23 protein-coding genes and 1 pseudogene are annotated in these 22634 nt (G+C 42.3%); 8 read left to right on the top strand and 16 right to left on the bottom strand.

Going from position 1 to position 22634, the window contains the following annotated elements; genetic code table 11:
* The first annotated feature begins 163 nt into the window (after positions 1–163).
* On the top strand, positions 164–517 hold the full coding sequence (locus tag D5281_RS02115) for a DUF1292 domain-containing protein (RefSeq protein WP_160558504.1): 354 nt from the start codon (positions 164–166) through the stop codon (positions 515–517).
* Here D5281_RS02115 and D5281_RS02110 read toward each other — a convergent pair.
* The 5 genes from D5281_RS02110 to D5281_RS02090 all read right to left on the bottom strand — a co-directional run bounded on the left by D5281_RS02110 (position 501) and on the right by D5281_RS02090 (position 7875).
* Positions 501–2390, bottom strand: coding sequence for an ATP-dependent helicase (locus D5281_RS02110; RefSeq protein ID WP_160558503.1), 1890 nt, complete (start codon positions 2388–2390; stop codon positions 501–503). The genes D5281_RS02115 and D5281_RS02110 overlap by 17 nt on opposite strands.
* On the bottom strand, positions 2374–3837 hold the full coding sequence (gene gltX / locus D5281_RS02105; RefSeq protein ID WP_160558502.1) for a glutamate--tRNA ligase: 1464 nt from the start codon (positions 3835–3837) through the stop codon (positions 2374–2376). Before gltX ends, D5281_RS02110 begins: the two co-directional genes overlap by 17 nt.
* Before the next feature lie 185 nt (positions 3838–4022).
* Positions 4023–5501, bottom strand: coding sequence for a 4Fe-4S dicluster domain-containing protein (locus D5281_RS02100; RefSeq protein WP_160558501.1), 1479 nt, complete (start codon positions 5499–5501; stop codon positions 4023–4025).
* Positions 5502–5650: 149 nt separating this feature from the next.
* Complete coding sequence (feoB, locus tag D5281_RS02095) at positions 5651–7651, bottom strand: ferrous iron transport protein B (protein ID WP_330584754.1); 2001 nt, start codon at positions 7649–7651, stop codon at positions 5651–5653.
* On the bottom strand, positions 7648–7875 hold the full coding sequence (locus D5281_RS02090) for a FeoA family protein (RefSeq protein WP_160558500.1): 228 nt from the start codon (positions 7873–7875) through the stop codon (positions 7648–7650). The genes feoB and D5281_RS02090 overlap by 4 nt, the downstream gene beginning before the upstream one ends.
* Before the next feature lie 340 nt (positions 7876–8215).
* On the opposite strand from D5281_RS02090, the gene D5281_RS02085 reads away from it, so the two are divergent.
* The 3 genes and pseudogenes from D5281_RS02085 to D5281_RS02075 form a co-directional block, all read left to right on the top strand.
* A complete protein-coding gene (locus tag D5281_RS02085) occupies positions 8216–8386 on the top strand; it encodes a spore coat associated protein CotJA (RefSeq protein WP_160558499.1) in 171 nt (56 codons plus the stop codon).
* Entirely contained in the window at positions 8383–8661 is a 279-nt protein-coding gene (locus D5281_RS02080; RefSeq protein WP_277935127.1) for a spore coat protein CotJB, read from the top strand. The genes D5281_RS02085 and D5281_RS02080 overlap by 4 nt, the downstream gene beginning before the upstream one ends.
* 3 nt (positions 8662–8664) lie before the next feature.
* Positions 8665–8877, top strand: a pseudogene (locus D5281_RS02075) (manganese catalase family protein); the annotation flags it as partial.
* A 12-nt stretch (positions 8878–8889) separates the two neighbouring features.
* Here D5281_RS02075 and D5281_RS02070 read toward each other — a convergent pair.
* The 10 genes from D5281_RS02070 to D5281_RS02025 all read right to left on the bottom strand — a co-directional run bounded on the left by D5281_RS02070 (position 8890) and on the right by D5281_RS02025 (position 18882).
* Entirely contained in the window at positions 8890–10569 is a 1680-nt protein-coding gene (locus D5281_RS02070; protein ID WP_160558497.1) for a recombinase family protein, read from the bottom strand.
* Between the two features lie 477 nt (positions 10570–11046).
* On the bottom strand, positions 11047–11496 hold the full coding sequence (locus D5281_RS02065) for a type II toxin-antitoxin system PemK/MazF family toxin (RefSeq protein WP_160558496.1): 450 nt from the start codon (positions 11494–11496) through the stop codon (positions 11047–11049).
* Between the two features lie 712 nt (positions 11497–12208).
* The gene (locus tag D5281_RS02060; RefSeq protein WP_160558495.1) at positions 12209–13744 is read right to left on the bottom strand and encodes an ABC-F family ATP-binding cassette domain-containing protein; all 1536 of its coding nucleotides are present in this window, start codon (positions 13742–13744) and stop codon (positions 12209–12211) included.
* Between the two features lie 596 nt (positions 13745–14340).
* On the bottom strand, positions 14341–14835 hold the full coding sequence (locus tag D5281_RS02055; protein ID WP_160558494.1) for a GNAT family N-acetyltransferase: 495 nt from the start codon (positions 14833–14835) through the stop codon (positions 14341–14343).
* A gap of 9 nt (positions 14836–14844) precedes the next feature.
* Positions 14845–15027: a cysteine-rich KTR domain-containing protein gene (locus D5281_RS02050; protein WP_160558493.1), complete on the bottom strand. Its 183-nt coding sequence runs from the start codon at positions 15025–15027 to the stop codon at positions 14845–14847.
* Between the two features lie 19 nt (positions 15028–15046).
* Entirely contained in the window at positions 15047–16387 is a 1341-nt protein-coding gene (locus D5281_RS02045) for an MATE family efflux transporter (protein ID WP_160558492.1), read from the bottom strand.
* Entirely contained in the window at positions 16347–17234 is an 888-nt protein-coding gene (locus tag D5281_RS02040) for a GNAT family N-acetyltransferase (RefSeq protein WP_160558491.1), read from the bottom strand. The genes D5281_RS02045 and D5281_RS02040 overlap by 41 nt, the downstream gene beginning before the upstream one ends.
* A gap of 219 nt (positions 17235–17453) precedes the next feature.
* Positions 17454–17711 (bottom strand): L-2-amino-thiazoline-4-carboxylic acid hydrolase, encoded by a 258-nt coding sequence (locus tag D5281_RS27140; RefSeq protein ID WP_408637257.1) that lies wholly within the window; start codon positions 17709–17711, stop codon positions 17454–17456.
* A gap of 51 nt (positions 17712–17762) precedes the next feature.
* The gene (locus tag D5281_RS02030) at positions 17763–18401 is read right to left on the bottom strand and encodes a DUF998 domain-containing protein (RefSeq protein WP_160558489.1); all 639 of its coding nucleotides are present in this window, start codon (positions 18399–18401) and stop codon (positions 17763–17765) included.
* Positions 18402–18414: 13 nt separating this feature from the next.
* The gene (locus D5281_RS02025) at positions 18415–18882 is read right to left on the bottom strand and encodes a hypothetical protein (protein WP_160558488.1); all 468 of its coding nucleotides are present in this window, start codon (positions 18880–18882) and stop codon (positions 18415–18417) included.
* Positions 18883–19053: 171 nt separating this feature from the next.
* On the opposite strand from D5281_RS02025, the gene D5281_RS02020 reads away from it, so the two are divergent.
* Positions 19054–19590, top strand: coding sequence for a PadR family transcriptional regulator (locus D5281_RS02020; RefSeq protein WP_160558487.1), 537 nt, complete (start codon positions 19054–19056; stop codon positions 19588–19590).
* A 41-nt stretch (positions 19591–19631) separates the two neighbouring features.
* Complete coding sequence (locus D5281_RS02015) at positions 19632–20441, top strand: helix-turn-helix domain-containing protein (protein WP_160558486.1); 810 nt, start codon at positions 19632–19634, stop codon at positions 20439–20441.
* A gap of 13 nt (positions 20442–20454) precedes the next feature.
* Here the strand turns inward: D5281_RS02015 and D5281_RS02010 are convergent, their stop codons facing one another.
* Positions 20455–20850, bottom strand: a complete 396-nt coding sequence (locus tag D5281_RS02010) for a cupin domain-containing protein (RefSeq protein WP_160558485.1) — start codon at positions 20848–20850, stop codon at positions 20455–20457.
* Between the two features lie 195 nt (positions 20851–21045).
* Between D5281_RS02010 and D5281_RS02005 the strand changes: the two genes are divergently transcribed.
* Positions 21046–21618 (top strand): helix-turn-helix domain-containing protein, encoded by a 573-nt coding sequence (locus D5281_RS02005; RefSeq protein ID WP_160558484.1) that lies wholly within the window; start codon positions 21046–21048, stop codon positions 21616–21618.
* A gap of 136 nt (positions 21619–21754) precedes the next feature.
* Positions 21755–22498 carry an IS3 family transposase gene (locus D5281_RS02000; protein WP_160558684.1) on the top strand — a complete coding sequence of 248 codons (744 nt, stop codon included), beginning with the start codon at positions 21755–21757 and terminating at the stop codon, positions 22496–22498.
* Positions 22499–22634 lie beyond the last annotated feature (136 nt).

Genomic DNA, 22634 nt, shown 5'->3' with positions numbered 1-22634 from the left:
GCTGCGCGGTGCGAGTCATCCTTATGTTATAAAGTCTAAATGCGCTATAATATATCATAACATAAATCAAACAATCTGTGTAAAAAAATTGAAACTTATGTTGCATGGAAACAAATCTATTAGTAAAATAGCTATATTAAAACGCGAAGGAGGACTTAAGAGTATGACTAAAAAAACAGAAAGCTTAAATAATTTCTTACATTCTCAGCCTGAGGATAAGGATGAAGAAATGACAGTTACCCTTGATTTGATGGATGGCACATCTGTTACCTGTGCTATTGTTACCATACTTACAGTCAGCAAACAGGATTATATCGTACTTCTTCCTTTAAATGAAAACGGAGAAAACAACGATGGGGAAGTATGGTTTTATCGCTATTATGAAAATAAGGACGACCCAAACGAGGAACCTGTGCTGGAATATATTGAGGAGGATGAGGAATACGAAATAGTTTCCGATGCCTTTGACGAATATTTGGACAGTACAGAATTTGACGAATTTATGAAGGATGAATAAGGCCTTCCAAAAATACGGACAATCTTCTTCCCCTTTCTTTTGTATAGTAGAGAAATAGTTCATCTTTGGCTCTTGTTATGGCAACATACAGGAGCCTTCTTTCTTCTTCCAATGCTTTTGGGGCCCCTGCTTCTTTACTTGGAATGATCCCCTGGTTTACATCAGGCAAAAATACCCTGTCAAACTCCAGCCCTTTCGCGCTGTGCATGGTCAGAATACGCACACCCCTTTGTTCCTCCGTTTGCGTCCATCCGCCTGTTTCCTTTAAAGAAAGCTGCCGGACAAAGTTTTTAACAGATATTCCTGTATCAGATTGTTTATACTGCTTAAAATATTCCTGAATTGCGTTGGCCTGTGAAATCCATCTTCTGGCGGTTCTATCATCTGTTGTTTTTTGGTGTAGATATGTATCATAGCCCAAAGTTTTCCTGAAAAAAGCCACCGCAAGATGGGGCGATAGTCCTGCTGCTATCTTAAGCTGTCCAAACAGAAGGTGAAGCTGTGAAAGCATGGCAATATTTTGCGTATAATATTGTTTTAATGTATTCTCCGCCACTTTCTCTGAAATAAGCGCAGCCCGGGAGATAAAACGATTTGGTTTATTCATAAACTTCATAAAATCATTTCGGTTATTTCCCTCATACAGATATGCCAAAAAGGAAACGATATCTTCAATTATAAAACCATGAAACAAGTCAGAGTCCTTGATTTTTTTCCCTTTAACCGCAATGCCTCCTTCACGAAGCATCTCCCCATACTGCATTACTTCCAGATTGGTCCTTAAAATAATCGCGGTATTTTCCAGCGCGTCTGGGCCTAGAGAAGATAGCGCGGACAAAAGCCGTATTTCCTCCTCTTTACGGGTATCAAAGCAAAGCGCCGTTATCCTTCCTCCTTTTTGTGCGGGATGAAACTCCTTTTGAAACCGATGTGTATTTCGGGATATCATAGCCCCGGCTAACGTAACGATCTGCTCTTTGCAGCGGTAATTATCCGTTAGAAGTATCTGCCTGCAGTTCGGATAATCCACCATAAACTGTCTCATGATTCCGGGACTTGCTCCCCTGAATCCGTAAATGGCCTGGTCATCGTCTCCCACTACAAATAAATTATCTGCAGGTCCTGCAAGCAGCTTTAAAATCTCATATTGAGGAAAATTGATATCCTGAAATTCATCCGCAAGAATATACCGAAATGTTTCTTGATATTTCAGACACACTGCCTTGTTGTCATGAAGAAGCGCAAGACATCTGATAATCATATCATCAAAATCCAGAAATCCCTGTTCCCTTAAATATTGATCATACTCGTCTTTGATGGAAACAATATCCTCGTAAGAAAATTCCCTGTTATTTTGCTTGTCACACCAGGCAGTGTTCAGGATAACAGTATTTTCCAGGATAAATTCTTCGCATGCCTCCTGCCCTAAGTTTTTCATACGGCTGATGATATTCTGCAGACGCGTGATGCTGTCATAATCGCATGCGGATGCAAATCCCCTGTTACCCATCAAAACACCAAGAAGATTTCTTTTATCATTTTCTTTCATAAGGGAAGCAGAGCCAATGCCGCCCGATTGGCGCAAAATATTGTAACAGATGCTGTGAAAAGTACCAAAATTGACATCACACCATGCATCGTTATTCCTATGGGAACTGCAGGCTGCTTCATATCGTTCTTTCATTTCATTGGCGGCCGCTTTGGTATATGTGATGACGAGAATTTCCTCTGGCGGGATGTGATAATGTGTGATTAGATATAGAATTCTTTGAATTATGGTGAAGGTTTTGCCACTGCCCGGGCCGGCTATTATCTGAGCCGGTCCTGACAGATGTTTGATCGCCTGTTCCTGTGCTTTACTGGGTGCTCTCAAGCAGTTTGATTCCTTTCTTTATGCGGGCAATAGATTCTTCTTTTCCAAGAAGCTCCATGATTTCCGTTGCCCCTGCAGGTGTCATTTGTTTCCCGGAAACGGCTGTCCGGATGGGCCAGAGCACATAACCGTTTTTGTATCCTTTTTCGGACACATAAGATATCAAAAGCTGATACAGGGCATCATTAGAATAGTCCTCCTGCTTTTCCAGCAAAGGAAGAAGTTCCTTTAAAACCACAAGGGAGGATTCCGTGGTGGTTTTCATTTTCTTATGGGCATACATGGAAGGCTCATAAGCCGACAGTTCCTCCAAGAAATCAACCATTCCAGGGATATCCGGAAAAATTTCAATCCTTGTCTTTACCATAGACGCAATCTTGTGCAAATCTATCTCTCTGCTGATGGCCTGTTTCAAATAGGGCTTTGCCATCTCATAAAAGGCGCTCTCATCCATCGCCTTAATATATTCGCCGTTCATCCATTTTAGCTTGGTATAATCAAAGACGGCAGGGGACTTTGAAATATGACGGTAATCAAAAATCTCGGCAAGCTGTTTTAAGGAAAATATTTCTTCATTGCTCTCAGTAGGACTCCAGCCAAGAAGGGCCACAAAATTTACCACCGCCTCCGTCAAAAATCCCTGCTCTATCAAATCCTCATAGGAAGAATGGCCGCAACGCTTGCTGAGTTTGTGATGTTCCTCGTCCGTAATCAAAGGACAATGGACATAAACCGGCACCTCCCATCCAAAAGCTTCATATAATCTGTTATATTTGGGAGAGGAGGAAAGGTATTCATTTCCTCTTACCACGTGAGTGATACCCATCAGATGGTCGTCCACAACGTTTGCAAAATTGTAGGTGGGATATCCATCTGATTTAATCAAAATCATATCGTCTAATTCGGAATTATCCACCGTAATATCCCCGTATATTTCATCATGAAAAGTAGTTGTTCCCTCCATAGGGTTATTTTGTCTGATGACATAGGGAATACCTGACTTTAATTTATCTTCCACTTCTTCCTTAGACAGGGAAAGACAGTGCTTGTCATATACGGTGATTTCCTTGCCCTCCACAATCTGGGATTTTAAGCCGGAAAGCCGTTCTTTATCGCAAAAGCAATAATAAGCCTCCCCTTTTTCAATCAACTTTTTTGCGTATGTTAAATAAATCCCTGTCCTGTGCCTGTCGGACTGTACATAGGGGCCAACGCCGCCGTCCTTATCAGGTCCTTCGTCATGGATAAGACCTGTTTTTTCCAGCGTACGGTAAATAATATCCACCGCCCCCTCCACAAAGCGTTCCTGGTCGGTATCTTCAATTCTTAAAATAAAATCTCCATTCTCATGCTTTGCAATCAAATAAGCGTAAAGAGCTGTCCTTAAATTGCCCACATGCATCCTTCCTGTTGGACTTGGTGCATATCTTGTTCTTATCTTTGTCATTATCTGGCCGTTCCTTTCTTTCCGGTTGGTTTTCCTGATCCATAAGCTGGCCTGCGAAGCGCGGCAGACTTTCATTACAATAAACTATCTGGCGAAGTGCGGTATCCGTTGTTACAATAATCCACCTTGCAAAACATGGCAGCGTTTGTTACAATAAGCCGGCTTGCGAAGCATGACGGCGTTTGTTATCCCCTGGTGGGAATCTTTTTCTTAGCCTGGGCCTTAAAGCCGGCTACCTCTTTCATTGCCTGTGGAATTGCAATATTGGTACCTGCCCCTGCAACGCAGCCTCCGGGGCATGCCATCCCCTCAATGAGACAGCCGTTCTTTTTCCCTGCCTTGGCAAGCATCAGCATTTTTTTACATTCCGTAAGGCTCTCCGCATGTTCTATATTTACTTCCACATCAGGATGGTATTCCCGGATACATTCTTCGATTGCACTTGCCACACCGCCGGCCACACCATAACCCCTGCCTGCTCCCGTGGCGTCATTCATAGGCTCAACTTTTTCCTCCTGTGCGGGCAAAAGCCCCTTTGCTTCAAACATTCCGGCCAGTTCCTCAAAGGTAATGACAAAATCCACATCAGAGCGGATCGTCCGGCGGGAAGCCTCTAACTTTTTAGAAGCGCATGGCCCGATAAATACCACGCTGGCGTCCGGATGGTCTTCTTTGATTTTGCGGGCGGTGGCTACCATAGGCGTTAGTGCATTGGAAATCTTGTCTATGGTTTCCGGGAAAAACTTCTTGGCAAGCATAGACCAGGAGGGACAGCAGGAAGTAAGAAGGAAGGGCAGTTTGCCTGTAACAACCTCCTCCACATAGTGCTCCGCTTCTGTCATGGCGCCCATATCCGCGCCGATTGCCGTCTCATATACATCATAAAAGCCCAATTCCTTGAGAGCTGACTTGATCTTATCCGGTGTGGCATCCTTCCCAAACTGTCCTACAAAAGCCGGCGCCACCTGGGCTATGATCTTCCGGCCCGACTGCATGGCACGAATCAACTGGAAAATCTGGGATTTATCCGCAATTGCCCCAAAAGGACAGCTTACCATACACTGTCCGCAGGATACGCATAAATCCGTATCTATATAGGCGCGGCCTTTTTTGTCATTTTTGATTGCATTGACGCCACAGTGTCCAAGACAGGGGCGGACCTGGTGGGAAATGGCATCGTAGGGACAAATTGACTTACACTTTCCGCATCTGATACATTTTTCCTGGTCAATGACGGATTTTCCGTTTTTCATGCTGATAGCGCCCTTCGGGCATACTTCCCGGCAGGGGTGCGCCACGCAGCCCATACATTTATCCGTCACTTCATATTTATTTTCAGGACATGCATTGCAGGCGGAAGGAATCACCTGCATCAAAGGAGGCTCATAATATTTTTCATCAATATTACTCTCCTCCAACCCCTGAGTCACATGGACAGGCGCATTTTCAGGACGCAGGGATAATCCCATTGCAAGCCGTATCCGTTCTCTCACAATAGCACGCTCCCGATATACATTTTCATATTCCGATTCTTCGTAATTAACAATCTTATAAGGTAACGCTTCCACATCATCTTTTAAATTTGTGGATGTGTAGGCAAGATTTGCCACTTCTTTAAAAATTCGTCTCCTGATTTTACGAACCTGTGTATCTATTCCTCTCATAATTACCTCCGCCTTCCGACAACCAGATTGAAAAACCTTCGCTTTCTCAATCTATTCCCTTCGCATACCGTAAATATTTTGTAAACTATATTTTCCTATTTATTTTTGCACATACCTTGAAGGAAGTCAACAACTAACATTCCCATAAATTATAATAGAAAGCTGCCCACTTGAAAAACAATCGTGGCCATAAGCCAGGCAAAAACAATCTGAAAAATAGAGAGCTTTACGGTAAAGGATGTGGAACCACTTTCTTTTCGAATGGTTGCCACCGCTGCCGCGCAGGGAACGTACAAAAGTACAAACAGCATCATACAGTAAGCGTTCAAAGGTCCAAAAGAAGGGTCAATATTTTTTAAATTTGTAGCCACTGTGCTAAGTCCTGCCGCTGTTTGGGCATTTCCCACGCCAAAAAGGACGGAAAAGCTTGAAACCACCACTTCTTTTGCGGATATTCCGGCAATCAATGAAACAACAATCTGCCACATACCAAGACCTGCTGGACGCATAACCGGCTCTAACCCTCTGCCGATTGCTGCACCAAAGCTGTCTGCCGGATCCGTTACCATACCGGAAAACCCAAAATTAAGTACCGCCCAAATGATAATAGATGCAATAAAAATAGTAGTTCCCGCCTTAGAAAGATAATCCTTGAGCTTGTTCCATACATAGATGCGAATGGTTCTTCCGTTTGGTCTTTTGTATTCCGGCAATTCGATCAAAAGACTATCGTTTTCCTTTTCCTTTTCACAGACATGGAGCGCCCTTGCCACAAGGATTGCGCACAGCATACCAATCACATACATAGAAAAAGCGGCCACATGGGCATATTTACCAAAAAACATTCCTGAAAAAAGCACATAAACCGGAAGCCGCGCCGAACAGGACATAAACGGCGTAATAATCATGGTCCTTCTGCGGTCTTTTTCCGTTTCAAGGGCACGGGAGGCCATAATCGCCGGAACCGTGCATCCAAAACCAAGTACCATGGGAAGGAATGCCTTGCCGGAAAGCCCTGCTTTCCCCATAATGCCATCCATCACATAGGCCACTCTGGACATATAACCGCTGTCTTCCAAAATTGCCAGCGCCAAAAACAAGATTGCAATATTGGGGATAAAAGTGAGAATCCCGCCTACTCCTGCAATAATGCCATCTACAATTAAGGACGTAAGCCAATCAGCCGTACCTATATGCATCAGTAATTCTGACATTCTTCCGGAAAACAAATCCAGAAAAACCTCAAAATAGCCTTTCAGCCAGTCTCCTATCGTAAATGTAAGAAAAAATACAAAGGCCATAATACTCAAAAAGATGGGAACGCCCCACACAGGATGGGTCAGCAGCCTGTCTATGCGGTCCGTACGATCTGTCTTTTTCGCCTTATAAAACAGGACTTCTTTTATAATCCCTTCAATATATGCATATTTTGTTTGAATGATTTCCTTTTCATAGCTGTGGGTAATCACATCTGCGGTTTCGATGGGATGCTCTTTCCTTACATCCCCATCATATTCAAGAAGCTTAATGGCATGCCACCGGATAGAGGAATGGGTAGGATAAAAGGTCTCCATCCGCTGGGAGAGCTTGTCTATCTTTTCTTCTATTTCCTGGCTGTAATGCAAGACTTCCCGTTTTGAATCTTCCTCATAGTGATGTATCACAGCATGAAGCAAAATATCCAATCCCTTTCGCTTGGCGGCGGAAACCGGCACCACCGGGATATCCCCTAAAAGCTCCGGCAGCCTGTGCAGGTCGATTTCCATCCCCCTCTCCTCCACCATATCCATCATATTCAGTGCAAGAACTACGGGCTTTCCCAGCTCTAAAAGTTGTAACGTCAAATATAAATTTCTCTCAAGCGAAGATGCGTCAACCACATTGACAATTACCTCAATATCATCATCCATTACACAATTTCTTGTCACCTTTTCTTCTATGGTATAACAGGTAAGAGAATAAATTCCCGGCGTATCTACAAGCGTCATATGGACATCCTCATATTCCGCTTCTCCTTCAATTTTTTCCACTGTAACACCGGGCCAATTAGCCACCTTAAGCCGGGCGCCTGTAATTGCATTAAACAGGGTGGTCTTACCGCAATTAGGATTGCCTACAAATGCCACATGGACAGTTTCTTTCATTCTCATAGCGCTCTTTCCTCCACGTCAATCCCCTGACTGATATGCCTGCCAATGGCAAGCCTTGTCCCACGCACCCTTATAATTAATGCCCCATCTTTCTTTCTATTAAGGACGGTAACGACTGTCCCGTCATTCAGACCAAGAGCCTGTAGGCGGCGGGTGATTCCCTCCTCCACGTACAGGCCCTTGATTTCATATATCTTTCCTTTTATGCCCTCAAATAATGACATCTCTTTTCCCTCTTTTGCCAAAAAATATTTCCAGTAACATTAAAGCATAACCACCCTTTGTTTGCAAGTAATATTCAATCTTTGGATGGGTTGAAGAAAATAGTGGTTACTTTTCACGGGTCAGGAATGCACATTTACTGCGCATTCCGTGAGAACGTGATTCAGGTGTGAGGGGCGATTTTTGCGAAGCGAAACTTGGAATATCGCCCCGAATATTACTATGAGCGACTCCCAGGCCGTGAATAGTAATCAATAGTGAAAATATGAGTTTTTTGGAACCAGAGATTTTCCCCATCATACTATAGTATTAAATTACTTTAGATTTTATGAGAGGAGAATTATGCAGGATTACAGTTTTAATGAATATTTTGACCGTTTTCCACTGGCAATGGCATATGTTCCTTGGCAGCATTTAACAAATGTTTTTGAAAATTTAGATGAAGCCTACAATACAGGCACCATTTTCCCTGAACTGGAAAAACCCTTTACAGGAAGGAGATGTGAAAAATGATGAGCGAAAACAACAATAACAGTGAAAGAAGCAGACTTCTTCATGATATCGGTGTAATCAGCTTTGTAGTTGTAGAGATGAATGAATATCTGGATACGCATCCCACCGACAGAGATGCAATGGAATATCTAAGCCACTATGTACACATGCAAAATCAGGCTATGCGGGAATATGCCGTAAAATACGGCCCCCTTAGGATTTCCGATGCACACGGCTGTAAGCAGAATGAATGGAAATGGGCTACACAGCCCTGGCCTTGGGAAGGAGGATGCTAATTTATGTGGAGTTATGAGAAAAGATTACAGTATCCCGTTAATATCAAGGAACCCAACGCTAAAATTGCGCAGGTTATTATGTCGCAGTATGGCGGGCCTGATGGGGAGCTTGGGGCATCTATGCGCTATATCTCACAGCGTTATTCCATGCCTTATAATGAAGTAGCTGCTATTTTGACTGATATCGGTAGAGAAGCCCCTGAAATGTTCCATCTCAGAGGCTTGCGCTTATTTTAGCGGTCTACCCTGCGGACAGTTTACGCTTTTTGCAACCGTGTAGCTCCATTTGAGGGGGAGCAGGTTCAAATACACATCAATATGGTCTTTGTCATTCACAACCATTTTATCTAAGATTTCTTTGTAAAAATCATCTTCATATTCCACACCATTTATAAGCCCATTCATGGCTTCTGTAATTTCAGCAACAAGCTCTTGCTGTTTTTCTATCATCTCCCTTTGTTTGTCTATCCGATCAAATGCTCCACCGGAGCATTTGCCTGGATACTTAGGCATGCTATCTATCACGGATTGCAGTTCGGCAATCTCATTCTCGCACTTTGCTCTTGCTGCTGAAAATTCATCTCTGGTAATATCGCCAGATGTATAAAGGTCAATGAGGTTTGTGCGTTTTTGTTCAATGGCTTTTATCTGTGATTTTAGTTTCTCACTGTCTGTACCTGCGGTATCCATTGCGATAATAGACTTGATAATAGCAAGCAAATTATTAGTGATTTTCTCCTTATTATACTTTAAGCAGCTCGTGACAAGGTACATGATGTGGGTTGCATCTTCGTTGCGTATGCTAAGTCCACTGCATCCAACTTGATTCCCTGCTTTGTCCACATGAGGGCTTCCATGTCTTGCAGCTTCAAGACACCGCCACGCCTTATAGCGGTTTCCATTTTTTCGGGTTTTATATCTCGCCACATAACTTGAACCGCAGCATCCGCATTTGATTTTCCCAGAAAATGGATAACGGTTGCTGTGTTTCGCTTTGCCCTCCTGTGAAAGCGACTTTTCATCCAAAATGCGGTTTGCCTTATCGAAAAGCTCACGGGAGATAATCGGCTCATGATGGTCTTTGATAATCACAAATTCCTCTTGCCCTCGGTTATACTTCTTTTCATGGGATAAAAAGTCTGGCGTATAGGTTTTCTTCTGCACCAAATCACCGCAGTATTTTTCATTGCGGATAACTCGGAGAATGACTGTGTTCTGCCATTCCTTTACACGCATGGGCTTAATGCCATCCTCCCGAAGCTCACGGGCAATCACATGAGTTCCTTTCCCCTCATTTACAAACTTATGGAAGATAAGACGGACAACTTTTGCCCCATCCTCATTAATATACATTTTGCCATCTTTCACATCGTAGCCAAGCATACTCCGCCCAAACACAACTCCCTGCTCCATCTGGCGTTTCTGCCCCCATTTCACACGCTCGGAAGTCTTACGGCTTTCCTCCTGTGCAATCGAGGACATAATGGCAAGGCGAAGCTCTGCATCGCCGTCTAAAGTGTTGATGTTATCATTCATAAAGATAACACCCACGCCGTGCTTTTTGAGGTCACGGGTATAGAATATACTATCAAGGGTATTTCTCGCAAAACGGGAGATTTCTTTTGTTACAATCAAATCAAAATCACCGTTCTTTGCACACGCAATCATGCGGTTAAATTCTTTCCGTTTTTTCGTATTCGTACCAGAGATTCCTTCATCTGCGAACACTTCATAAAGCTCCCAATCGGGATTACGCTCTATATACTGTCTGAAATAACGCTGCTGGCTTTCAAATGAATTTGCCTGGTCTTCGTTGTCCGTAGATACACGGCAGTATGCGGCAACCTTTCTCTTTGTGTGCTGTATCTTCCTTTCTTGATTTAGTGTTTCGTATTTATCTATTGACATAAGAATATCTCCTTTCCCGACAATCCCTTGCCGTATTTTCAGTATAGTTAATTGAAAATAGTATGTCGAATGTGCAAATTTGAATACAGAACATAAATTACAACTGTATTCATGAGCAAGTAACGAAAGTGGAGAGCCTGCCCCGCTTTATCGGGCATTGCGAATATCCTCTGTTTTCTCACACTTGACTATGTAAAAACGTCAAGCGGTTATGCCTGACGTTGCTTTTTTCTAATTTAGACGATATTGTTTTTCAAGCTCAAGCAAACAGCGTTCCCGCTGTGATGCGGTCAACAGATTCCGTTTTTCTAATGATAAAAGGATTGACCTTTGAAAATTCATAAGAAATACTGCATGTTCCTGCTCATTCAATTCTGGAACAGGCTCGCCAACATACCTAAATTCTCTATGCTTCAATAGGCAGCACCTCCCTCATTCTCAATATATGAGCGAATGATTGTACCATATAACGAGGGGCTAATCCTTTTTTTGAACGCTGTCATCATGCAGCGGACAACATTCATGAGCAGGCAAAGAATCCGAGAGTCTGCCCTGCTTCATCGGGCAGTGCAAATATCCGTTTAATCCAATACTGATTGCCAATGCTTTGTCCATTGCAGGAAGAAAACGCTTGTCAAGAGTTCCCATATACTCCCGCAAACATCGTTTATCAATCGTCCGTATCTGTTCAAGCAGGATGATAGAGTCCCTGTCAAGCCCCTCAACATCCTTTACTTCGATATGTGTCGGTAATTTTGCCTTTGTCTGTGTTTTACCTGTTATGGCAGCGATAATGACTGTTGGGCTGTGGCTATTTCCTATATCATTAGAAATGATAAGTACGGGTCGTATGCCGCCCTGCTCCGAACCGACAACGGGATTAAGCTCTGCGTAGTAGATGTCGCCACGTCTAATTGTTCTTTCCATATTCTTTAGAACCTCCTATCTGGATTTAGGCAGGAATACCCTGCCTATGTAACAGCCAGACGCAAGGAAGTATTTAAGGCCGGGAGAGCATAAAACAAGCCCTATTTTCAATGACCGCCCTGCATCTGGCTTTATGATAAAAAGCATTTTCTATTTGTCCCCGACATCCCGAAAATGCTGATGCGTGATTACGCAAGGAAAATCACCAAACGGTCAGCAGCGAACTGACGCCACGGAAGTTGCACCCCCAACTGTCGGTCTGACAGAGCCGTCCCCATTGCCTGCGGCGGACTGGTTACCGCTCGGACTGTGGCTGGACAGGAGTATCATTATCTTCTTTGTGGGTCTTGGCGAAATCGGGAGCTGCCCGATATTTTCAGTCGGTATTTTCCGTTTGCCGTCTTTCGGCGGGTCATGGCGTACCGCTGCACACGCTTTGTTCAAACCACAAAGAGAATGTATTTGGTGAATGACTATTCGGTTGTCAAAGAGCCGTCCCATTTTTGCCATAAAGGAAAACAGGTGAAAGGATTTTTAAACCCCTTCACCTGTTTGGTGTGCCCGGTGGGCACACCAATAAAAATCCCTCCAAACTAAGGCAGGTTTGGAAGGACTTTTATTTTTGGCATGGCAAAGCAGCCCACCAAACGCTGTTTTTTATTTGGCGGGCTTCCCCTTACCTCTGGCACTATTTACAAAATGTGCTTTTGACCTATATTTTCTTCTCTATATTTATCACTTTCTGCGTCCACTCACAGTAAAACGCTTCTTCATGTGACACCAATAGCACTGTTCCCTCAAATTCCTCCAATGCGGTTTTCAACGATTCTTTCGCAAGCGCATCAAGGTGGTTTGTCGGCTCATCCATGATAAGGAAATTGCACGGCTTCATCATAAGCAGGCACATTTTAACCTTTGCCTGTTCTCCTCCGCTCAAAGTCCCGATTTCCTGCATGGCGTGTTTGCTTGAGATGCCGCAGCCTGCAAGACGCTTTCTCACGTCTTTTATCGTAAGCAACGGGTAAGTATCGGAAACAATCTGAATGGGCGTTTTTTCTATATCTGCCCATGCCAGCTCCTGCTCAAAATACCCAATCTTTACCTGCTCCGAAAAACGGAAACTCCCACTTAATGAGGGTATTTGGCTGATAAGTGTTTTTAGCAGGGTGGATTTGCCGATGCCGTTAAATCCCGTCATAATAATTTTTTCTCCCCCTTTTATGGAAAAACTGATATCTGACAAAACAGGATAGTGGTAGCCTACATCCAGATGTTTTACTTTTAGATGCTCTGTCGTAGTCAGCGGGAGAGCTGCAAACCGAAAATGCGGCTTGATTTCTTTCTGTTCCAGAGCTTCCATCTTATCCATTCGGTCAAGCTGTTTGTGTCTGCCACGAGCCATTTTTGACTTTCTCCCTGCAATATTCCTGCGGATAAATTCTTCCGTCTTTTTGATTGTTTTCTGCTGTGCGGCATACTGTCTGATATAATCCTCACGGAGCAGTGCCTTTTTTCTCGTGAACTCTGAATAAGTGCCAAAATATTTCGTGATTTTCTCGTTGTCAATATCGCATATTCTTGTGGATATTTTCTCTAAAAAGTCATAGTCATGCGATACTACCAGAAAAGCGTTTGGCAGGCTGGAAAGATATTCGGCAAGCCATGTAACATGTTCCTTGTCCAAGAAGTTTGTCGGCTCGTCCAAAAGCAAAATATCTGGCTTCTCAAGCAGTAATTTTGCCAGTATGACCTTTGCCCTCTGCCCGCCGCTCATCTGTTCAATCGGTCTGTCTAACCCGACTGCCGTCAAGCCCAGACCTGTTGCCACCTGTTCTATCTTTGTGTCAATCAAATAAAACTCCTTACGCTCCAATTCTTCCTGATACCTTGCCGCCGTGCTTAGCTTCGCCATATCCCCATCCGCAGACTGGCAGTACAGCTCATTCATCCTGTTTTCTATCTCATACAGCCCAGAAAATGCGGATTGCAGGAACTCCCTCATCGCCACGCTTTTTTCAATTTGGGCGTATTGGTCGAGATACCCTATTTTTGTGTTCGGCTGCCATACTATCCTGCCAGAGTCGGGGATAAGCTGCTCTGTGCAAATCTTTATGAACGTGCTTTTTCCCGCCCCGTTCTGACCGACAATTCCGATATGCTCCCCTTTGTTCAATGTAAAATCCGCATTTTTAAACAGATAATTTTCTCCAAAAGAATGTGTTAATCCCGTAACTTCTAATAAACTCATAATCATTGTCCTCTCTTTTGCCTGTCTGATTTTCCAAAATGGGCAAAAAAATAGCAGAAGTCAGATACTCTTGGTATCATGCCTTCTGCTATATCCGTTCCATCACAAACCGCTTTTAGGAAACAGCCCATATACAACAAAAGGCTACGGACAAAACACTGTCCATAGCCTGCTGAACACAAATTTGTACGGGAAAAGAAACAATATATGAAAAAGATATAAAATCCCTCTCATGTACTGCTGTATTTCCCGATGAAATCCTAACGTGTTATATTACGCTATACTCTGTACAATGTTTCATCGGATTTGATTGTACAGAGCTGATTTTCTTTTTAGGCGGAAGTTCGTTTGTAATGTAAAAGCTCATGAAACTATTCTCCTTTAAAATTAGTTCAAATTATTTTAGCATGAAAACCAGCAGTTTGTCAAATCCTATTTTTATGAAATTTTCAGTTTTTATCTCTCATAATAGGAAATTTTATATCTTATATAAGAGGTATTGCATAATTAAATTAGATGTTACGCTTGTATAAAAACAGAGCCAACAGACTATGGTTTTCCACACGTTCATTGGCTCTGCATCTATGTGTCTGGCTCTATCCTATATTCTTCTTTAACCGTATTCCCATTGAAAAATACGGCTCACTTAAATATTCTTCTTTGTCGATGCTGTATCCTCTTTTTTTATAAAAGGAAACCGCATGATGGTTATTTTTAAACGCCCATATCACAATTTCTTTATACCCTTGTTCCTCCGCCTCTTGCTCGGCAAAATCCATCAACATTTTCCCAATTCCTTTCCCTTGAAATTGGGAAGCAACATAAATACGCCAGATTTCAAATGCCCCTGCCATATCCGCATCTGCCGTATCTCCAAAAGACAACATTGCCGACACTCGGTTTTCTTCCTCCCACACATACTCTGACAGTCTGCCAGCAACAAAATCTGTCTTTAATCGGCGTGTCCTTGCTGCACATCCATCTGAATTTAGCAGCAGCGGATTGACATATCCAGAATAAACATTTTTCCAGTTCTCATTTACAATACCACATACCGTATCAAAGTCCTTTTCTCCTAATGGTCGTATCATTTCTTTCTCCTAAATATCGTTTTTCCATTCATTCCCAACCACTGTCACATGCAGATTTTTCACTTCTATCAATCTTTCCTGCCTGCATTTCGGGCAGTAGAGAGGATAATTTATCAGAATAGTATCCTCCCTAATTCTGCTGCGGGTTTTGCTCCCGTAGACAGGGCATAATATCCATTCTGTCTGTTTCAATTTCCTGCCTGCCTTTCTTTCAAAAATAATTGTATTGTTTCCGATGCCTGCATAGCAGATATACTGTCAGCATAAGCGTGAAGAGTTCCGCAAACGGTACTGCAAGCCATACGCCCGTTACCTCTAAAAATCTCGGCAATACCAAAAGGGACACCGTAATAAATCCAAATGTCCGCAGGAAAGATATGGTTGCCGATGCCTTTCCATTCGATAACGCCGTAAATAAAGCGGATGAAAAAATATTGCATCCAGAGAACAGAAAGCTGAATGAAAAAATGCTAAATCCATTCTTTGTAATCTCAAAAACATTCCTGTTATTTTCAGCAAATACCTTTGCAATGCTTTCCCCGCCAAACATGGAAAATAAAAATGCAAATATGGAAATCCCCGCTATAAATCTAAAACAGATACGGACGGTCTTTTTTAGCTGTTTTACATTTCCGCTCCCATAGTTATAGCTTACAACGGGGGCTGTTCCCATAGAAAAGCCAATATAAAGCGTTGTTAAGAGGAACTGCGAATATATAATAACTGTAATCGCCGCCACGCCGTCCTCGCCTAATAGCTTCATCATCGTTACATTAAACAGAAATGTCGTTACGGCAGTCGAACACTGACTTACCATTTCCGATGCACCGTTGGAACAGCTTTTCAGCAGAACAGATGCGTCCATATTAGGCTTGCAAAAGTGCAGCTCACTTCTTTTCATCAGAAAAAATATTGTACCGATAATTGACGGTATCATATATCCGATGCCTGTCCCAATAGCTGCTCCCTTGATTCCCATTTGCAGTAAAACGATAAAGACATAATCAAAAACAATATTGGCAATCCCCGACAAAACAGCAAGCACTAAGCCTAATGTTGGTTTCCCCGCCGTCACAAAAAGATTCTGATATAGCACCTGCATCATGTTAAAAGCGATGAAAATGAGCTGTATCGTCAGATAATCCCTGCAATATGGGAACAATATTTCATTCGCCCCCAATCCCCAGATGATTTTATCCAAAAAAAGAAGCCCTGCCGCTGTAATCAGCAGACCGATAACCGCTCCTGCCACAACAATCAATGTGAAATTGCTTCGGGCTTCTTCTGTGTTTCCATTCCCCATTTTCTTCGCAACGACCGCACTTCCTCCTGTCGCAAGCATCGTCCCCAGCCCGACAATCAGATTGATGACGGGGCAGACGATATTGATGGACGACAAAGCGTTCGTGTCTACAAACCGTGCGATGAAAATCGTGTCTACAATGGTGTATAATCCCATAAACAGCATCATCACCATGCTTGGGAAAGCAAATCTGACAAGGGATAGGGCGTTAAAGCTCTCTGCTAACGGGTTTTTCTGTGTTTCGGTCATTCCTTGTTTCCTCCTTGTTTTTCGGTGGAAGCACGAAACGCTGTGTCGGATAGCCATATTCCACAAGCAGTTCCCGTTCTGCAAATCCAAGACGGCGGTATTCTTCCCGCCAGCCCGTATCTGCCTTATCGCCTGCACGGTATGTCGTCAACGTAATCTCTTTCCCATAAAGCAACTCGTCTGCCAACTTATCAAGGAACAGCTTTGTAATGCCGAGATGCCGATACTGCGGATGGACAGCCAGAAAGTCTATGCTGCCTGTGTCGGGCGAAAATCCCATCACTCCAATAGCCATATCGTCATCCCGCAATATCAGAGCCTTTTTATCCGCAATATACTGATGTAGGTTTGCGGTGTAATCTCCCGTATCCAGACATGGATAGCCGTCAATCGTGAGGCTTACCAGTTCCATCCAGTCATCCGCATCCTCGGGCGTGGCAAATTTTATATTGTCTTTTGTCAAATCCATTTTTATAAGTTCCTCCTTCAGATAAATTTCAAGCTGTAACGGGTAGAAGTTTTCCGTTTCCCGAAATTGGGCAGGGGAAGTCTTATACATCGCCTTAAAAATATCCGTAAATGCCTGCTGGCTTTCATACCCGCTCATAAGGGCAATCTCGATAATCGGTTTTGCAGAAAACACCAGAATTTTTGCTGCTTCTGTAAGCTGCCGCCGTTTTGCGTAGTCATGGATAGTCAAGCTGATGGTCTTTGTAAAAATCCGATGCAGATGGTATTTGGAATAGTGCAGTGCCGATGCCACCATATCTAAATCCATCTTTTCATGCAGATGTTCTTCGATATAGCGGATAGCCTGTGAAACAATGCGTACTGCCTGACCTTGCATTTTGCTCCCTCCTTTCCTTTTTCCCGCACTTTTAAGCATTATGATATGCCTGTACGGTATTCCAATAAAATATTGTAGCACAAGGAGTTTTTTATCTTTTCATCATTCTTGCTATGTTTTTAAATCACTAAATGATAATACCCCCACTTTCCAGTCAACGTATTCTAAATCAACTATACCGATACCGTTTCCTCACATTCAATGATTTTACTTGAATATCTATTTTCCATGAATAAAATGAAAATCACAACAATTAGCACCTCCTCCTATTGTTCCCATGCGTTCAAATCTAATCTTAGGTTCATATCCCGAAAAAGCAATTATATCACTTTGGCAGAAAACCGTACAAAGTTCTGGGCAGGAATATTTCTCACACATTTCTTTGTAAAGGCAACGGACTATATCAAAATGAATTTCTCTATTATCATGTCTTTTCCATTCTACCGTAAACCCCTCTGTTGGGTACTTTTTGCTCATATGTGATTTGGCAAACATTTTAAATAAACCTTTTCCATTTAACCGCTATCTTTAGGACAGCAGATTATGGACTGCCTTGTAAGTAAGAGGAATATACATACAAAGTAAAGACAACCGTTCCCACAATCCCTCATATTTCAACATGGTATTTTGAAACTGCTCTTTATCTCCCATGATAAAACAGACAAAAAAAATTAATGCCAGGATAAAAGAAATAACACATATAATGCCGAAAATAACATTGTTCTGTTTGAATGCTAAAATCCCATTTATCAATGGAAAAAACAATAATGCCATAAATCCGATTGCTGCACTTATTCCGTGTACTTTTGAAGCCGCAGAGACAATGTCTTTGTTTTCATTCACATGGAATATTCCCGAAACCAATCCTGCTCCGACAGCAAATGTCCCCAGTGAAAACAAAAGTAAAACCGATAGGATTGGAAAATCTTTTTTCGTAGCAAAAAAATATGCAATCGCTGCAAATGCCAGAAAACATCCAAGCCATATTAACCATGCATTATAAATAACACGAACGGGGCTTTGCAGACTTCCCAACGCACTCATAGCCATTGTCTTACTGTTGTACCCATCATAATACCGACACAATATCCACGGAAGGAAAAACTCGCCAATGACTGTAAAGAGTAAAATTGAATGAAACAACTTACTGTTTATTATATTTCCCATTTTCCAATCACTCCTAATATCTCTTAATTTCTCCATGAAAATTATGTGCTTTTTCAAGTAGCGGTCCTTTTGCTCCCATTGTAAAGGCAATATCACTGCTGCGGATTGACAACAGCTCCATTCCAGACTGTAATTCTAAAACGTCCAACGTATTTTGCGGCAATTTAACAGCTCCGTCCTTATCAATGTTAATCCACGCATATTTGCGCCCTTTATATCGGGTAAACTCACCCTCGGAAAGCTGACAATCCCTTAATGCAGGACATTCTCTCAAGATATGACGGAGTTTTGAATTTGACAGCAGCGGATATGTCGTCACGCAAAAGCCGCCTGTTATTTTGCTTCCCGTAAAAATTATCACTTTTCCATCCCGCAGTGCATCATATTCCAACAATGCCTGTGGCGGGATGTATATTGTTAAATCGGGGTTTATAATGGAAAGACCAAATACAAATTTACCCCCTTTATTGAGCTGCGGCATAAAAAACCTCCTTTTCCAGTATTCCTTTTTCTACATTGATATGTTATAATAGTAATATCTATAAAAACCACTTTATATATAAAGTAATGCGAATACAACCCAATGTCAAGGAGGAAATACCCTCCGGGTATACCTGTATGCCAAAGAACGGGCAATAAAGGAGGAAAAAATATGCTGTCCAAACCTGCCACAATGCTTTTAGGTTTCATATACGAAAAACCGCTTAACGCATACGAGATAATAAAACTCTTAAACTACATGAATGTGAAATGGTGGTTTAATATCGCTGATTCAACGGTATATTCGACCTTAAAAACCCTTGAGAAAAAGGAATTTATATCTGGCACTACCGAGAAAGTCGGAAATATGCCAGACCGCACCGTTTACAAACTTTCTGATAAGGGGAAAAGCGAATTTGTAAACACTTTAAAAGCATCCATCCTGCAATTCAACTACGATACAAACATCTTTTCTATTGCCGCTTTTTTTCTAAGTACATTTACCCCTGATGAACAGCAGGAACTTTTGCAGGAGCGGCTTAATATTCTGCAAAAGTACCGTGCCGGGATTGAAAAACAAATCAATCCGTTATGGGAAAATGAAGTTTCTTCTGCCCATTCTGCAAATGTAAAAAGAATGATTGACCTCGTAGATGCTGAAATAACAGGGACAAACCGTTTACTTGAAAGCTGCAATGCCAACATATAACACAAGTCCATGAAATGGATAACAGACCGTGAGGAAAACCTATGACTACAAACAATATCCGATATTTATATCATGCAGAAACAGGCATTGAGCTGATTTTCTGCAAAAATTCAACTATATCCTACCCGCTACATAACCACGTTTCCGTACTGACAATCGGTATCATACTGGACGGCTCCGTAGTCCTTACAACGAATAAGGAAGCAAGGACTTATAAGCAAAACGAAACATTTACAATATTTCCGTATGAACCGCATAGCATTTCGGCACATGACAGCTATTCCATGCTTACCCTGTGCATTGATAAGAATGCTGTAAACAACACAGATGTTATCACCATACAAAAACATATCGGACTTCTTCTGATGCAGGCTCTGAATATGGGAAAAATTAGTCACTATCAGATATTACAGCTATTAAACTGTCTGGACAAAACCTCGGATTCTTCCAACTGGCAGCTTAAAATCCATCCCCCGTATATCCATGACTTAAAAAGACAGTTGGAGTTATACCCAGAATGCAAACTTTCTGTCGAGGAAATGGCACAAAACGCTTTTCTAAGCAAATACCACTTTATCAGAAGCTTCAAGGCAGAGGTAGGGCTTGCACCGCACCAGTTCCAAATCCAGAACCGCATCCGCAAGGCGCAACGCCTAATCCATGAAACCGATACAATAACCGAAGTAGCTTTGACCACGGGTTTCTGCGACCAAAGCCACTTCATAAAGCAATTTGAAAAACAGGTAGGCTTGCCGCCTTTAACTTATAAATATTCTTCTGGAATTATCCCCCAAAATACCTCTATACCCTCTGGGACACTCGTGTCATTCAGCGATACGAAAGAGATATAACCAGATAGAGCTATTAGCAGAGGGCGGGCATAAACTTTGCGAACAGGCAAAGCCCGTCATCCCCTGCAATCACTTCATGCGGTACGCCTACGGGAAATATGGATATTATACCCGCTTCATAGGGCAATTCCACACCGTCATTAACGCACACGCCTGTGCCAGAGATTACTTCATGCGTTTCCAGTTGATTCTCGTGGATATGATTGCCAATCTTTTTATTAGGGGCTATCCTCACAAGATGGTAACTAAATTCTCCGTCTGTCCTTTCGGATGTGATAATGTGCTTCAGCTCCACACCCGGGGAAGCAGGATGTTTCGACCACGGGATAGCATCAAATGTAACTGTGGCATCTGGTAACAGCAGCTTTCCTCCCTCATTGAATTTTTCAAACAGATTTTTGTAATCCATTTTCAACACTTCCTTTCAATTTTTTGACAATTCTCTTGCCTGCTTACATCATACCAACAGGCTTGTTATTTGAATTGTAAAAAATTGCGGAATACAAAACAGAGCCAACGATTTGTGATTTCAAACTATGATATGCTCCCCTTATAGTAGACAGACAAAATAATAAAACTGTCACTGTAAGGAGGAGCATATTTCATGGGACAACATTCAAAATACTCTTTTGAGATGAAACTGGCTGCTGTCACAAAGTATCTGGAGGGAAGCTGTTCAACAGAAAGTATTGCCCGAAGCCTGGGAACAAATGGGACACGCATCATCGAGTGGGTGACCTTGTATCAGGCACTGGGAGCAGATGGGTTAAAAACATCCCCCAAACTCAGCGCCTATTCTGCCGAAACAAAACACAATGCCGTCTGTGATTACCTTTCCGGCAAAGGGACATTAAGGGAAATCCAGAAAAAGTATGGAATCCGCTCAGATAAACAGCTTCGCAACTGGATTATGAAGTATAATGGTCATGAAAATCAAAAAACTTCTTTCACAGGAGGAAACAGTATCATGGCCAAAGGAAGAAAAACCTCATATGAGGAACGGATGGAAATTGTAACATACTGTATAGAGCATGGGATGGATTATGCCCAGGCAGCAGAAAAATACCAGGTATCCTACCAACAGATTTACCAATGGACAAGGAAATACCAGTCAAACGGCGCAGAAGGGCTTATTGACAAAAGAGGGAAAAGAAAATCTGAAACGGAAATGTCGTAACTGGAGAAGCAGCGTGTGGAAAATAAGCTTCTTCAAGCGGAAAAGCGCAGAGCCCAGCTGGAGGCTGCTTTCTTAAAAAACTCGATGAGATCGAAAGGAGACGGTTTTAAGTCAGACACAAAATGAGACGCTTTATCTGGCAATACAGGAAATATATGACGAGCAGGGATGCCCTATATCGGAACTCTGCAGATTTGCGGGAATTTCGCGTTCTGCTTATTATAAATGGCTGAACTGGAAACCAAGTGAAAATGAGAAATTCAACCAGAAATTATGCATCCTTATCAGGGATGCGTACGAGGAAAAAAGCAGGATTATGGGTTACAGGCAGATGACGGTTAAATTGAACCGTGAAAATGAATTTCTAGTCAACGCAAAGAGAATCCTGCGCCTTATGCGGATTTTACATCTGAAATCCGTGTGTCGGCGCAGGAGAAGAAACTATGTAAAATCAACGCCAGAGGTTACTGCCGAAAACATCTTAAACCGGGAGTTCCATGCGGAGCGTTTTGGAGAAAAATGGCTGACGGATGTAACAGAAATGAAATATGGAGCCAGTGGGAAGGCATACCTAAGCGCCATTCTGGACTTAGCAGATAAAAGTATTGTTTCCTTTGTCATTGGACATTCCAATAATAATGCCCTTGTTTTTGAAACCTTTGACATTGCCCATGAAAACCATCCAGATGCAAAGCCTTTATTCCACAGAGACCGCGGATACCAATACACCTCAAAATCCTTCTGCAAAAAGCTTAACAAAGCAGGAATGACGCAAAGCATGACAAGAGTATCCAGATGCATTGATAACGGGCCAATGGAAGCGTTCTGGGGGATGCTGAAATCAGAAATGTATTATCTGAAGAAATTTCAAACTTATTGACCTGCCTTGAATTCTATACTTATCTTTATAGTGCTTGTCTAAAAAAGGTACGAATAAATTTAATGGAGTGTGTGAAATAATTTCTGTAAATTAAGATCTTCTATGATAAGTTAATAAGAAAGGTAGGTGCTTTTAT

This window comes from Parablautia muri (assembly GCF_009917485.1).
Taxonomy (GTDB): Bacteria; Bacillota; Clostridia; order Lachnospirales; family Lachnospiraceae; genus Suilimivivens; species Suilimivivens muri.
The sequence above is the reverse complement of the archived record's forward strand: the minus strand, read 5'-3'. Positions and strand labels throughout refer to the sequence as shown.